Source organism: Marinobacter sp. DS40M6 (assembly GCF_028581595.1).
Taxonomy (GTDB): domain Bacteria; phylum Pseudomonadota; class Gammaproteobacteria; order Pseudomonadales; family Oleiphilaceae; genus Marinobacter; species Marinobacter salarius.
The window spans coordinates 283,059-296,553 of sequence record NZ_JAFCAE010000004.1; the positions used below are offsets into that span (position 1 = coordinate 283,059).

At 57.1% G+C, this 13,495-nt stretch carries 12 protein-coding genes; 6 read left to right on the forward strand and 6 right to left on the reverse strand.

All coding sequences use genetic code 11. The features are described from left to right. Positions 1-30: 30 nt before the first annotated feature. The 5 genes from rng to JJO78_RS12070 form a co-directional block, all read right to left on the reverse strand. On the reverse strand, positions 31-1,512 hold the full coding sequence (gene rng / locus JJO78_RS12050) for a ribonuclease G (RefSeq protein WP_036209846.1): 1,482 nt from the start codon (positions 1,510-1,512) through the stop codon (positions 31-33). After that, on the reverse strand, positions 1,505-2,110 hold the full coding sequence (locus JJO78_RS12055) for a Maf family protein (protein WP_269400092.1): 606 nt from the start codon (positions 2,108-2,110) through the stop codon (positions 1,505-1,507). Before JJO78_RS12055 ends, rng begins: the two co-directional genes overlap by 8 nt. A 14-nt stretch (positions 2,111-2,124) precedes the next feature. Continuing rightward, a complete protein-coding gene (gene mreD / locus JJO78_RS12060) occupies positions 2,125-2,601 on the reverse strand; it encodes a rod shape-determining protein MreD (RefSeq protein ID WP_036209841.1) in 477 nt (158 codons plus the stop codon). Continuing rightward, positions 2,601-3,491 (reverse strand): rod shape-determining protein MreC, encoded by an 891-nt coding sequence (gene mreC / locus JJO78_RS12065; RefSeq protein ID WP_075196514.1) that lies wholly within the window; start codon positions 3,489-3,491, stop codon positions 2,601-2,603. Before mreC ends, mreD begins: the two co-directional genes overlap by 1 nt. Before the next feature lie 120 nt (positions 3,492-3,611). Continuing rightward, complete coding sequence (locus JJO78_RS12070) at positions 3,612-4,652, reverse strand: rod shape-determining protein (RefSeq protein ID WP_036210335.1); 1,041 nt, start codon at positions 4,650-4,652, stop codon at positions 3,612-3,614. Positions 4,653-5,029: 377 nt separating this feature from the next. Between JJO78_RS12070 and gatC the strand changes: the two genes are divergently transcribed. From gatC to gatB, 3 genes are read left to right on the forward strand one after another with little or no spacing between them, the layout of a single operon-like run. After that, positions 5,030-5,317, forward strand: coding sequence for an Asp-tRNA(Asn)/Glu-tRNA(Gln) amidotransferase subunit GatC (gene gatC, locus JJO78_RS12075; RefSeq protein ID WP_127401706.1), 288 nt, complete (start codon positions 5,030-5,032; stop codon positions 5,315-5,317). 46 nt (positions 5,318-5,363) lie between these two features. Next, positions 5,364-6,821, forward strand: coding sequence for an Asp-tRNA(Asn)/Glu-tRNA(Gln) amidotransferase subunit GatA (gene gatA, locus JJO78_RS12080; protein ID WP_036209833.1), 1,458 nt, complete (start codon positions 5,364-5,366; stop codon positions 6,819-6,821). Between the two features lie 21 nt (positions 6,822-6,842). Then, complete coding sequence (gene gatB / locus JJO78_RS12085; RefSeq protein WP_136633359.1) at positions 6,843-8,294, forward strand: Asp-tRNA(Asn)/Glu-tRNA(Gln) amidotransferase subunit GatB; 1,452 nt, start codon at positions 6,843-6,845, stop codon at positions 8,292-8,294. A 215-nt stretch (positions 8,295-8,509) separates the two neighbouring features. Here gatB and rimO read toward each other — a convergent pair whose 3' ends face one another. Next, positions 8,510-9,856 carry a 30S ribosomal protein S12 methylthiotransferase RimO gene (rimO, locus tag JJO78_RS12090; RefSeq protein ID WP_273623805.1) on the reverse strand — a complete coding sequence of 449 codons (1,347 nt, stop codon included), beginning with the start codon at positions 9,854-9,856 and terminating at the stop codon, positions 8,510-8,512. Between the two features lie 414 nt (positions 9,857-10,270). Here rimO and JJO78_RS12095 point away from each other — a divergent pair, with 414 nt between their 5' ends. From JJO78_RS12095 to cysN, 3 genes are all read left to right on the forward strand, one after another. Beyond that, on the forward strand, positions 10,271-10,675 hold the full coding sequence (locus JJO78_RS12095; RefSeq protein WP_036209818.1) for a PilZ domain-containing protein: 405 nt from the start codon (positions 10,271-10,273) through the stop codon (positions 10,673-10,675). Between the two features lie 162 nt (positions 10,676-10,837). Beyond that, complete coding sequence (gene cysD / locus JJO78_RS12100) at positions 10,838-11,746, forward strand: sulfate adenylyltransferase subunit CysD (RefSeq protein WP_036209815.1); 909 nt, start codon at positions 10,838-10,840, stop codon at positions 11,744-11,746. A gap of 1 nt (position 11,747) precedes the next feature. Next, positions 11,748-13,406 (forward strand): sulfate adenylyltransferase subunit CysN, encoded by a 1,659-nt coding sequence (gene cysN, locus JJO78_RS12105; protein WP_273623807.1) that lies wholly within the window; start codon positions 11,748-11,750, stop codon positions 13,404-13,406. The last annotated feature ends 89 nt before the right edge of the window (positions 13,407-13,495 follow it).

Below are 13,495 nucleotides of genomic sequence, written 5' to 3' on the forward strand. Positions count from 1 at the left end.
CACGCCTAACCAATGCCTGCCGGGCCGGCGTTACAGCAGTACCACATCATACTGCTCCTGACTGTAGAATGGCTCAACCTGAAAACGGATGGTTTTGCTGATAAACGTCTCAAGGTCTGCCACGTTGTCGGACTCTTCATCCAACAGCCGATCCACCACGCTCTGGGACGCCATCACCAGATAGCTTTCCGCGTCATAGGCGCGATTGACCCTGAGAATTTCACGGAATACTTCATAACAGACCGTTTCGCTGGTCTTGAGAAAGCCGCGTCCATCACAGATGGGGCAAGGCTCACATAAAATCTGACCAAGGCTTTCGGTGGTGCGCTTACGGGTCATTTCCACCAATCCGAGCTCGGAAACCCCGGTAATCTTGGTTTTAGCGTGATCCCGCTCCAGCATTTTCTCCAGCATTCGGTGGACCTGGCGCTGGTGCTCGGAATCCTCCATATCGATGAAATCGATGATGATAATACCACCGAGATTCCTTAACCTGAGCTGGCGACTAATGGCACGGGCCGCCTCGAGGTTGGTCTTGAAAATGGTTTCTTCCAGGTTGCGATGCCCCACAAACGCGCCGGTGTTGATATCGATCGTGGTCATCGCTTCGGTCTGGTCGATGATCACGTAGCCACCGGATTTGAGCTGGACCTTGCGACTGAGGGCTTTCTGAATTTCATCCTCAACAGAATACAGGTCAAAAATGGGACGTTCGCCCGGGTAATACTCAACCTTGTCGGAAAACTCGGTCACAAACTCCTCAACGAACTCCATCACCCGCTGGTGGCTTTCCCGACTATCGATGCGCACCTTCTCAGTCTGTGGACGAATCAGGTCGCGAATGGTGCGGATAAACAGGGGAAGATCCTGATACACCACCGAAGGCGCCTGACTTCGGGTAATGCGCTCCTCAATGGCCTGGTTCAGACGGTGCAGGTAGGTCATATCGCCGATCAGGTCATCTTCCGAGGCAGCCTCTGCAGCGGTGCGAATAATGTAGCCGCCAGAGATGTCCGGTTCTGCGGCAGCACCCTCTTCAACCAGCGACTTCAACCGTGAACGTTCGGTCTCATCTTCAATTCGCTGGGAAATACCAACATGACGGACGCCAGGCATGAATACCAGATAGCGCGAGGGGATGGATAGCTGGGTGGTCAGCCGTGCACCCTTGGTTCCAATGGGGTCCTTGGTGACCTGAACCACGAGGGACTGCCCTTCACGGAGCAGGGTGCGGATATCCGGAACCGTTTTCGGCGTTTCGGGGGCTTCGCTGGCCGGCTGCTGACTGGTGACGACATCAGAGGCATGAATAAACGCCGCACGTTCCAGGCCGATGTCTACAAATGCCGCCTCCATGCCGGGCAATACACGAACCACCTTGCCCTTGTAAATGTTGCCCACGATGCCCTTGCGGCTGGTGCGCTCAATGTAGGCCTCCTGGAGCATACCGTTCTCCACGAGCGCCACCCGGGTTTCCACCGGGGTCACATTGATCAGTATTTCTTCACTCATTGCGGCTCTCCTGCCTGCTGTTCCAGGTTTCCCATACCGGGTATCCGGCACCGGCCAGTAATGCTGCGGTTTCCTGCAGGGGCAGTCCCACTACGGCGCTGTAACTGCCTCGGAGTTCCTCTACAAAAATACCACCCCGCCCCTGAATGCCATAGCCGCCCGCTTTATCCATGGGCTCACCAGTTGCCACATAGGCATCGATTTCCGCCGCCAGCAGCTCGCGGAAACGAACATTCGCTATCACCAGGCAGGACTCACAAATACCCTTGTGAACCACAGCAACACCGGTCATGACCTGATGGGTGGTTCCCGAGAGCGCCTGTAACATAACGGTCGCATCGCCGGTGCTGTCTGGTTTGCCCAGAATCCGGCCCTCCAGTACAACCGAGGTGTCCGAACCAATCACCAGGCAGCCAGGCTTGGAAGCACTTCCCGCCAGAGCCTTTTCCCGGGCAAGGCGTTCGACATAGTGTTCGGCTGACTCGTTGCTCGCGGGAGTTTCGTCAATATCCGCCGGCTGAACCAGGAACGACAGACCGATCTGCCTTAACAGTTCGGCTCTTCGAGGAGACGCTGAGGCAAGAACAATAGACTGCATAGCGCCCTCCAATCCTAGCCAAGCTTGCGATTCAGGTTATCCAGCAAAACACACAACACCGGCCAGACCAGAGCACTGGTCAGCGCCGGCCACAAGTAGCTGAAACCGGAGCTGTCAGCTCCCAGTGTCTGCTTGATAAAATGCACCAGCATCTGGTTGATACCCAACAAAAGGAACACCATCAGGCACTGCTGCGGCAAAGGGTACATACGCAGCCGCTGGTGAATGGTCAGCACCAGGAACGCAATAACACCCATGGCCAGGGCATTCACGCCCAGCGGGGTGGCTTCCAGTACGTCCAGCAGCAGACCCAGGCACCAGGCCAACAGGATACCGAACTGGGCCGGTGCCCGGAATGTCCAGTAGAACACAATCAGGCCCAGCCATTCCGGCCGGAACTCAAACCAGCCCAGCGGAAACAGCGAACTGCTGAGCACCAGGGCAAACAAAACGCTCAGGGCAAAAACGGGATAACTGATCACCGACAGCATTAGCGCACCCCATCCTGTTCTGGTGATCCAGCATCGGAGCCTTCGGGCGAGCTTTCAGCGTCATTCGTGGCGTCGTCCTGTTCCGGTGAAAACACAACCAACACCAGGCGACTTCGGTTCAGTTCCGCCATTGGCGTAGCACGAATTTTCACAAACGGTTCACCCGGCTCCTTGGAAATCTGGTCCACTTCCGCTACCGGGTAGCCCTTGGGAAAACGCCCCCCCAACCCGGAGCTGACCAACAGATCCCCTTCGCGAATATCGGCGGTATCCGGCACATGCACCAATTCAAGCGTGCTGGTGTCCCCATTTCCAAGCAGGATAGCTCGCAAGCCGTTGCGAACCACTTCCACAGGCACCGCGTGGCTGCTGTCCGATACCAATAGAACCCGTGAGGTAAAACTGCTGGTTTGTTGGACCTGCCCCATCAGGCCGTTGGCATCCAGGATAGCCTGACCGACCACAACACCGTCGCGACTGCCTTTGTTGATCACCACTTCGTGAGAGAACGGGTCCGGTGAAACACCGACTATTTCGCCAACTATGACCCGGTCATCAAGGACTTCTGAGGAGTTCATCAGCTTGCGCAGTTCGTTGTTTTCTGAGGCCAGGGCGGCATATTTGAGCGCCCGGCGCTCCAGTATCAGCAAGCGAGCACGCAGCGCTTCGTTTTCTTCCTGGAGGTCTTCACGGGTGGTAAACAGGCTGGCGACCCAGTCGCTGAATTCGGAGGGTGCATTGCCAAGCCAGTGAACCGGGGCAAGGCCGGTACCGATCGCGCTGCGAACCGGCGTTACCTGATCGAAGCGGGCATCCGCAACAATCAGTATCGCAGAGAGCACAATAACCAGTAGCAGCCTGAAACCGGGAACGGGGCCTTGGACAAAGATGGTTTTAATAGCTCACCCTCCCGCACTCCATGCAGGTGTCCATACGACAACCGCCGCCGTGATCATTCACGAGCGGCGGCCGGGTAAAGGCAATGTCGGGGCGTAAAGCCGGAGTCAAGGTCAGCCCTCCTGGGAGAACATTCCGATTCCGCCACGATCAATCACTTCCAGCGCCTTGCCGCCACCACGGGCGACACAGGTCAGCGGGTCTTCCGCAATAATCACCGGCAGGCCGGTTTCCTCGCTGATCAGTTTATCCAAACCGCGCAGCAACGCACCACCACCCGTAAGCACAATGCCACGCTCGGCGATATCAGACGCCAACTCTGGTGGCGACTGTTCCAGGGCGCTTTTCACTGTCTGGACGATCTGCGCCAGGGATTCCTGGAGCGCGTCGAGGATTTCCTCGCTGTTCAGGGTAAACGCCCGGGGCACGCCCTCTGCAAGGTTGCGGCCGCGAACGTCGATCTCGCGGATATCCAACCCCTCATAGGCACAACCAATTTCGTGTTTGATGCGCTCTGCAGTGGAGTCACCGATCAGGCTGCCGTAGTTGCGGCGAACGTAGGTAACAATCGCTTCATCGAACTTGTCGCCACCGGTACGAACAGACTCGGCGTACACAATGCCATTCAGGGAGATGATAGCGATTTCGGTGGTGCCACCGCCGATGTCCACGATCATGGAACCGCTGGCTTCCTCCACCGGCAGGCCAGCACCAATGGCCGCCGCCATCGGCTCTTCAATCAGGAACACTTCCCTGGCACCAGCGCCCAGAGCGGATTCACGGATAGCCTTACGCTCTACCTGGGTGGATTTGCTGGGAACGCAAACCAGTACGCGGGGGCTTGGGGTGATAAAGCTGTTCTCATGCACCTTGTGGATGAAGTGCTGGAGCATTTTCTCGGTAACCACGAAATCTGCGATCACACCGTCTTTCATCGGACGGATGGCGGTGATGTTTCCCGGTGTGCGGCCAAGCATGCGTTTCGCTTCGGCGCCGACGGCTGCGACCATTTTCTGTGAGCCAGAGGTGCGGATGGCTACAACGGAGGGCTCGTTGAGTACGATACCGCGTTCGCGCACGTATATAAGGGTGTTGGCGGTGCCCAGGTCGATGGACAGGTCGCTGGAAAATAAACCTCGGAGTCTTTTGATCAACATTCGTGTAGTTTCAACCTGAGAGTTGCAGTCGCAAAAATGATGCGGCAACTTTAGCAGTGAGCACCCCCGCAGGCAAGGCACCATCGGGGCTCCCGAGGCGCCTTTCGCGCTTTTCTCCTTTGTTTTGGCCCCTCCCGCGATTGTTTGAATCTGTTACCATAGCGCTTTCTTTTTGAACTTGGGTGCATGGGCGCTTGAGAGACGGCCTTCCAAAACACGCTCAAGCACGTCCGTGTGGCGCTTGGGCTCCGCCATCCATGGCTCCGCACAGTTCTGGAAGGCCGTCTCTCAAGCACCCTCATCATCCGTGCAAACTTCAGTTGATATAAAGCGCGCATTTAAGTTACTGAAACTTCATATATATGGGAGGAAGCGTGACCATTTCCCGCAAGGACATTGAGAAAGTCGCTGTGCTCGCCCGCATTCGGGTGGACGAGGAACAGGTTTCAGCGCTGGAAAAGGATCTGGGCAATATCCTGGATCTGGTGGACCAGTTGAGCGCGGCGGATACCGATTCGGTGGCGCCCATGGCCCACCCCTTGGATGCCGTCCAGCGCCTGCGCCCGGATGAGGTGACGGAAACCAATGAACGGGAGTCTTTCCAGGCGATTGCGCCGGCTACCGAGAATGGCCTCTATCTGGTTCCCCGAGTGATTGAATAAAGGGCATCGAGTGACCCGACGAACAGCGACGTAAACAGGACGTATCATGCATAACAAATCCGTAGCAGAGCTTTCCCGAGAGTTGGAAAGCGGCAAGATTTCCAGCGTGGAGCTGACCCGGCAGTTCCTGGGCCGCCTTGAAAAGGAAGACGAGCAGCTCAACAGCTTTATCACCATTACGGAAGAACAGGCCCTGGCCGACGCCCATGCGGCAGACGAGCAACGGGCAGCGGGTAAGGCGACACCCTGGACGGGCGTGCCCTTCGCCCACAAGGACATATTCTGCACCAATGGCGTGGCGACCACTTGTGGCTCGAAGATGCTGGCGAATTTTGTGCCACCCTACGATGCAACGGTCACGGAAAATTTCCGCAAGGCGGGCGCTGTGTGCCTGGGTAAGACCAACATGGACGAGTTCGCCATGGGGTCGTCTACCGAGTCCAGCTACTTTGGCGCCACTGCCAACCCCTGGGGTCTGAGCCAGGGCGAGAAGCGGGTTCCGGGTGGTTCTTCCGGCGGCTCCGCGGCGGCGGTTGCAGCGCGGCTGGTGCCCGCGGCGACAGCCACGGATACCGGCGGGTCCATTCGCCAACCGGCCGCGCTGTGTGGCGTGACCGGGCTGAAACCAACCTATGGCCGGGTGTCCCGTTACGGCATGATTGCCTTTGCTTCGAGCCTGGACCAGGGCGGCACCATGGCCCGCACAGCCGAAGACAATGCGCTGATGCTGAATGTAATGGCGGGCTTTGACCCCAAGGACTCCACCTCCATTGACCGTGACGTTCCGGACTATACCGCAACGCTGAACGAGCCATTGACAGGGTTACGCATCGGGCTGCCGAAGGAATACTTTGCTGGCAACCTCAGTGCCGCCATGGAAGAACAGGTTCGGGGTGCTATCCGGGAGTACGAGAAGCTCGGCGCCACGGTAAAGGAAGTATCCCTTCCCCACGCTGACCTCGCCATCGCAGCCTACTACGTTATCGCCCCGGCCGAGGCCTCGGCCAACTTGTCCCGTTTTGACGGCGCCCGTTATGGCTACCGCTGCGAAGACCCGAAAGACCTGCTGGACATGTACACACGCACCCGGGCCGAAGGCTTCGGCACCGAGGTCAAGCGCCGGATTCTGGTGGGCACCTACGCCCTGTCCGCCGGTTACTTCGATGCCTATTATCTGAAAGCCCAGAAGGTTCGTCGGCTGATCCAGCAGGACTTCATCAACGCCTTCAAGGAAGTGGATGTTCTGATGAGCCCCACCACGCCCTCCCCGGCTTTTATACAGGGCGAGAAAACCAGCGACCCGGTGACCATGTACCTGGAGGACGTGTTTACCATTGCCATCAACCTGGCGGGCATCCCCGCCATGTCCGTTCCAGCCGGGTTTGTGGACGGGCTTCCAGTGGGCCTGCAGATTATTGGGGATTATTTCTCCGAAGCTCGCCTGCTGAACGCCGCCCATCAATTTCAGCAGGTGACCGACTGGCACCAGCGCGAACCGCAATAAGCCCGATACAGGAGAACGACTATGCAGTGGGACATTGTGATCGGGCTGGAGATTCACGTTCAGCTCGCCACCAAAACCAAGATTTTTTCCGGCTCCAGCACCGCCTATGGCGCTGAACCCAACACCCAGGCCAATGCCGTTGACCTGGCCATGCCGGGCACCCTGCCCGTGCCGAACGAGCAGGCATTTCGCTACGCGGTGATGTTTGGCCTGGCGGTCAACGCCGAGATTGAACGCCGCTCAGTGTTTGAACGGAAAAACTATTTCTACCCGGACCTTCCCAAGGGCTATCAGACAACACAACTGGAGCGCCCGATTGTCGGCCCCGGCTATGTGGATATCGATCTGGCCAGTGGCGAATCCAAACGGGTGCGTATTCACCACGCCCACCTGGAAGAGGATGCAGGAAAATCTCTCCATGAGGATTTCCACGGCATGACGGGCATCGACCTGAACCGCGCAGGCACGCCGCTGATTGAGGTGGTCACTGAACCCGACATGACCAATGCCGATGAGGCTGTCGCCTTTGCCAAAAAACTCCACGGCATTGTCACGTCCCTGGGCATCTGTGACGGTGACATGTCACAGGGCTCCATGCGCTTTGACGTGAACATCTCACTCAAGCCCAAGGGTTCCGATACCCTGGGCACCCGCACCGAAACCAAGAACCTGAACTCCTTCCGCTTCATGGAGCAGGCCATTGCCCACGAAGTCGAGCGGCAGATGGACATTCTCGAGGACGGTGGCACCATTGTTCAGGAAACCCGCCTGTACAATGGCGACCGGGACGAGTCCCGCTCTATGCGCACCAAGGAAGAAGCCAACGATTACCGCTACTTCCCCTGCCCGGACCTGCTGCCGGTGGAAATCGACGATGCCTTTATCGACGAAGCCCGCAACAGCCTCCCGGAACTGCCGGATGCCCGCAAGGCCCGCTTCAAGGAACAGTACGGCCTGAACGACTACGATGCTGGACTACTGGCTGGCGACTCGAAACTGGCCGCATTCTTCGAAGCCGCCGCTGATCGCGGGAAGGACGCCAAGTTGGCTTCCAACTGGGTTCAGGGCGAATTCTCCGCACGTCTGAATGCGGAGGAAAAATCTGTGGCCGACTCACCGATTTCCGGCGAGCAGCTTGGGGATCTGGTGGTGCGCATCGCGGACAACACAATTTCATCGGCGGGTGCCAAGAAAGTGTTCGAGGCGCTCTGGACCGGCGAAAATGACAACGTGGATGCGATCATCGATGCCAAGGGCCTGAAGCAGGTGTCAGACACTGGCGAGCTTGAGAAGATGGTGGACGAGGTTCTGGCCTCCATGCCGGATCAGGTGGCCCAGTACCAGCAGGAATCCGACCCCAAGAAGCAGAAGAAGATGCTCGGCGGGTTCATGGGGCCGCTGATGAAGGCCTCCAAGGGCCAGGGCAATCCGAAGCTGTTTAATGAGATTCTGGTGAAGAAACTGGGGGGCTGACCCTCTGGCTGCGGCCCCAGCCTGTTTGGTTTGGGGGAGGCCTCGGTGGGAGGCTTCTCCCAAAAAACGCTTCAAGCACATCCGTGTGCGCTTGGGCTCCGCCATCCATGGCTCCGCACATTTTTGGGAGAAGCCTCCCACCAAGGCCAACTGGCTCCGAGAAAACGCCTGACAAGCAACTCCAGCCCAAGGAGGCTAGTAGCGTAACCTGAAGACTACCGAACAAGCCGACCCCATAGATCATGCTCATCCGCATGCTCGACCGCAGCCTGAACAATCTGCCCCGGAACAAGATCGGTTTCGTCGTTGAGGTAAACCATGCCGTCAATCTCCGGCGCATCCGCCTTGGAGCGGCCGATGGCGCCTTCTTCGTCGACTTCGTCGATGAGAACGTCAATAGTCTGGCCGATTTTGGCCTGCAATCGGGCCGCTGATATTTCAGCCTGTTTTTCCATGAACCGGGCCAAGCGCTCTTCCTTCACCTCTTCCGGAACGGCACCTTCGATCTCGTTCGCCCTCGCACCTTCCACCGGGCTGTACTTGAAGGCTCCGACACGATCAAGCTGAGCCTCATCCAGCCAATCCAGCAGGTACTGGAAATCTTCCTCTGTTTCGCCGGGGAAACCGACAATAAAGGTGGAACGGATGGTGAGCTCCGGGCAGATGTCACGCCACTTGCGAATGCGTTCCAGCGTCTTGCTGTCGTGGGCCGGGCGCTTCATGGCCTTGAGCACTTTCGGGCTGGCGTGCTGGAACGGGATATCCAGGTACGGCAGGATTTTGCCCTCCGCCATCAGCGGGATCACATCGTCCACGTGCGGATAGGGATAAACGTAATGCAGGCGCACCCAAACGCCCATTTCACCCAACGCCTCACACAGGGACTGCATCTTGGTCTTTAGCGGGCGGCCCTGCCAGAATCCGGTACGGTACTTGGTGTCGACACCGTATGCAGAGGTGTCCTGGGAGATCACCAGAAGCTCTTTTACGCCAGCGTCCACCAGGCGCTTGGCCTCGTCCATCACGTCACCAATCGGGCGACTGACCAGGTCGCCGCGCATGGACGGGATGATGCAGAAGGTGCATCGGTGGTTACAGCCTTCGGAAATTTTCAGGTATGCATAATGCCGGGGGGTCAGTTTGATGCCCTGAGGAGGTACCAGGTCCGTAAACGGATCGTGTTGCTTGTTCGGCGGCACGAACTGGTGCACCGCTCCCACAACTTCTTCGTAGGCGTGTGGGCCGGACACGGCGAGAACACCCGGGTGAGTGTCACGCATCTTGTCCGCTTCAACACCCATGCAACCGGTTACGATGACCTTGCCATTTTCATTGATTGCTTCACCAATGGCATCTAGGGACTCCTGCTTGGCGGCATCTATAAAGCCACAGGTGTTCACCACGACGATATCAGCGTCGTTATAGGTCGGTACCACATCGTAGCCGTCCAGCCGAAGCTGGGTAAGGATGCGCTCGGAATCAACCAGGGCCTTGGGGCAGCCAAGACTGATAAAACCCACTTTTCCGCTGCCTGCGGGAAGGGATGAAATCTTGTTTGTCATAACCTGCACGAAATCGTGGAGCCGTTAGCGGCCCCGGTGGATGTTGGTGCGTAGTTTACCGCAGCCAATCCGACACCGTAAGTAACAGCTGCCCGTCGTATCCGCCTGATCGCGAGCGCTCCGAATCGATTTTGGTGACACCACGCTCACATTCAGTTCACAAATCTGACAGTTTTGGCGACAGGCAACTTGCTGATCACCAAACAAACAACTAGACTTTCAGGAAGTTAAGATCGAAACAACAAGCGCTTGCTGTTTTTCGCACTCGCCATATTGCAGATTTATGACAATTGGCTGGCTTTCTCGTGTGTATAGAAAGCGTGCCTGGAAAGAAGGCAGCGAGTAAAAATAATAAAGGATTGAACGATGGGTAAGGCTGCCTGCTTTGAAACCAGAGACGCAAGAAGAGTGACTATGAAACCAGTTGCCGCCAAGCCAAACCTACGCAACCAACAACGCGTCGATGTCGCTACCGAAGCCCGGATTGAAAAAACCGACGGCAGCTGCCTTACCTGTAAAGTCTCCAACATTTCCCGAACCGGCCTGATGGTCCTCTGTGATCAGGACTCCGTGAGAAAACTGGTTCCCGGCCAGAAAACACCGGCACCCGGAAACTGGATATCCGTAACAACGACATTCTCTGTGCCGGTTGTTGCCAACCAACCCGTTTCTGTGATCGCCGGAGGCAACATTGTCCACATGCGACGAATTGCCCGCGACCAGTTCCAGCTCGGCATCCAGTTCTCGGAGTTCGAAGGCAATGGTTTCGACTACGTGAACAACTACGTCAGCAAACTGCTTTCCACCTCGTCGCACTAACTCGGAAGTTTTACCCTCCAGCCTTTCCTGCCGCTATATTGTTATAGCAGTAAACTCTAGTTACCCGACTTCTTATGCCATGGCCTGATCTGGTATCATGGCGGCATTCACACGCCCAGCCTCTATCGAATCCGGAGGCACGCAAAGCGGTAACAGGACACGATGACCACTTACAACCTGACGCATCTCAAACAGCTGGAAGCTGAAAGCATCCACATCATCCGGGAAGTTGCAGCCGAGTTCGACAACCCGGTCATGCTCTATTCCATCGGGAAAGACTCCGCAGTAATGCTGCACCTGGCCCGCAAAGCCTTTCATCCCGGCAAGCTGCCCTTCCCGCTCTTACACGTGGACACCACCTGGAAGTTCAAGCAGATGATTGAATTCCGGGACCGCAAAGCAAAAGAGTATGGCCTGGACCTGATCGTCCACAAGAACGAGGACGGGATCAAACAGGGCATCGGCCCCTTTACTCACGGCAGCGCCAAGCATACCGACGTGATGAAAACCCAGGCCCTCAAACAGGCCCTGGACAAGTACAAGTTTGATGCTGCTTTCGGCGGCGCTCGCCGGGACGAGGAAAAATCCCGTGCCAAGGAGCGCGTCTATTCCTTCCGTGACGAGTACCACCGCTGGGACCCAAAGAACCAACGTCCTGAGCTCTGGAACATCTACAACGGCAAGATCAACAAAGGCGAGAGCATCCGGGTATTCCCGCTGTCCAACTGGACCGAGCTGGATATCTGGCAGTACATCTACCTCGAAAACATTGAAATCGTGCCACTTTACTACTCCGCCAAGCGGCCCGTCGTGGAACGCGATGGCACGCTGATCATGGTGGACGACGACCGCATGCCTTTGAAAGAAGGCGAAAAGCCGATGATGAAATCCATCCGTTTCCGCACCCTGGGCTGTTACCCACTGACCGGCGCCATCGAATCCGAGGCAGACACGCTGCCGGAGATCATCCAGGAGATGTTGCTGGCAACCAGCTCCGAACGTCAGGGCCGCGTGATCGACCACGATTCGGCCGGCTCCATGGAACAGAAAAAGCGGGAAGGGTATTTCTAAGATGGCACACCAGTCTGATCTGATTGCGGAAGATATTCAGGCCTACCTGAAGCAACACGAAAACAAGGAACTGCTGCGCCTACTCACCTGCGGCAGTGTGGACGACGGCAAGAGCACCCTTATTGGTCGCCTGCTGCACGACACCAAGATGATCTATGAAGATCATATGGCGAGCCTGAAAAGTGACAGCGCCAAGATGGGCACAACGGGCGAAAAGCTGGACCTTGCCCTTCTGGTCGATGGCCTGCAGGCCGAGCGGGAACAAGGCATCACTATTGATGTTGCCTATCGCTTTTTCTCAACTGATAAGCGCAAGTTCATCATCGCAGACACTCCCGGCCACGAGCAGTACACTCGCAACATGGCGACAGGGGCATCGACGGCTCAAGTTGCGATCCTGATGATCGATGCGCGCCACGGCGTTCTGACCCAGACCCGCCGCCACTCCTACATTGCCTCTCTGCTTGGCATTCGCCACATCGTGGTCGCAGTGAACAAAATGGATCTGGTTGATTTCAGCGAAGAACGCTTCAACGAAATCAAGGACGACTACCTGGCGTTTGCCAATCAGCTTGGCCTGAAGGATATTCGCTTCGTGCCACTGTCTGCCCTCGAAGGCGACAACGTCGTTAACAGGAGTGAGAACACACCCTGGTTCGACGGCCAGCCCCTGATGGACATTCTGGAGACGGTGGAAGTATCCCACGACAAAAATCTGGAGCACTTCCGCTTCCCCGTCCAGTACGTGACGCGCCCGAACCTGAACTTCCGCGGTTTCTGCGGCACCATAGCCTCTGGTGTTGTGCGCCCCGGCGACAAAGTGATGGCCTTGCCTTCACGACGCACCAGCGCAATCAAAGACATTGTGACGTTTGATGGCAACCTGGAAGAAGCCTATATCGACCAGGCGGTCACACTGACGCTCACCGATGAAATCGATGTCAGCCGAGGCGATATGCTGGTCAAGGCTGAGGATGAGCCAGAAGTGGGCAACCGCTTCACCGCCAACATTGTCTGGATGACGGACGGCCCGCTGGAAACCGGTCGCCTTTACGACATCAAGCTCGGCCCGACGTTTACCTCGGCTACCGTCAAAAAGATTCATCACCAGACCGACGTCAACACGCTGGAGAAGAACGACAACCCGTCTTCGCTTCAGCTGAACGAAATCGGACTGTGTGAGCTGACCCTGAGCCAGCCCATTGCGTTTGATGCCTATCAGCGCAACCACGCCACGGGCAGCTTCATTGTGATTGATCGACTGACCAACGTGACGATCGGTGCGGGCATGATTGCTGGCACTGCAGGCACAGTTGAGTCGCTGGACCCGGTGACCAGCGAAGAGCGCGAGCGCCGTCTGGCGCAGAAGCCTGCCATTATTGCCTGTAACGGCAAGCAGGCCACGGCGCTGGCCTTGGCAGTTGAACGGGCGCTGTTCGATCAGGGCAAGACCTCCGTTGTCCTCAGCGAGGACAACGCCGGCAATGCCGAAGACCGTCGGCGCGCAGCGCAGGTGGTCAGTGCCCATGGCCTGATTGCCATTGCGGTGAACCTAGGTGCGGATGTGGCATCGGCGTCTGTTTCTGCAGACAATGACAAGGAGATCACTGAAGCGGTGACTTCACTGATTCAGGACCTGATGCGGCATAAGCGGGTTTAACCTCGCTTTTGGGACTTGAGGATAGCCCCCATGGTCTTAGGCCTTGGGGGCTTCTTCGTTTTGGGGCTGATCCCACAGCCCTATAAAAA

What these genes read in the sequence shown, in the direction of transcription:
- gatA (WP_036209833.1), top strand. Translation starts at nt 5,364, where the DNA reads ATGCATAACAAATCCGTAGCAGAGCTTTCCCGAGAGTTGGAAAGCGGC.
- JJO78_RS12055 (WP_269400092.1), bottom strand. Translation starts at nt 2,110, where the DNA reads ATGCAGTCTATTGTTCTTGCCTCAGCGTCTCCTCGAAGAGCCGAACTG.
- cysD (WP_036209815.1), top strand. Translation starts at nt 10,838, where the DNA reads ATGACCACTTACAACCTGACGCATCTCAAACAGCTGGAAGCTGAAAGC.
- rimO (WP_273623805.1), bottom strand. Translation starts at nt 9,856, where the DNA reads ATGACAAACAAGATTTCATCCCTTCCCGCAGGCAGCGGAAAAGTGGGT.
- mreD (WP_036209841.1), bottom strand. Translation starts at nt 2,601, where the DNA reads ATGCTGTCGGTGATCAGTTATCCCGTTTTTGCCCTGAGCGTTTTGTTT.
- rng (WP_036209846.1), bottom strand. Translation starts at nt 1,512, where the DNA reads ATGAGTGAAGAAATACTGATCAATGTGACCCCGGTGGAAACCCGGGTG.
- cysN (WP_273623807.1), top strand. Translation starts at nt 11,748, where the DNA reads ATGGCACACCAGTCTGATCTGATTGCGGAAGATATTCAGGCCTACCTG.
- JJO78_RS12095 (WP_036209818.1), top strand. Translation starts at nt 10,271, where the DNA reads ATGAAACCAGTTGCCGCCAAGCCAAACCTACGCAACCAACAACGCGTC.
- gatB (WP_136633359.1), top strand. Translation starts at nt 6,843, where the DNA reads ATGCAGTGGGACATTGTGATCGGGCTGGAGATTCACGTTCAGCTCGCC.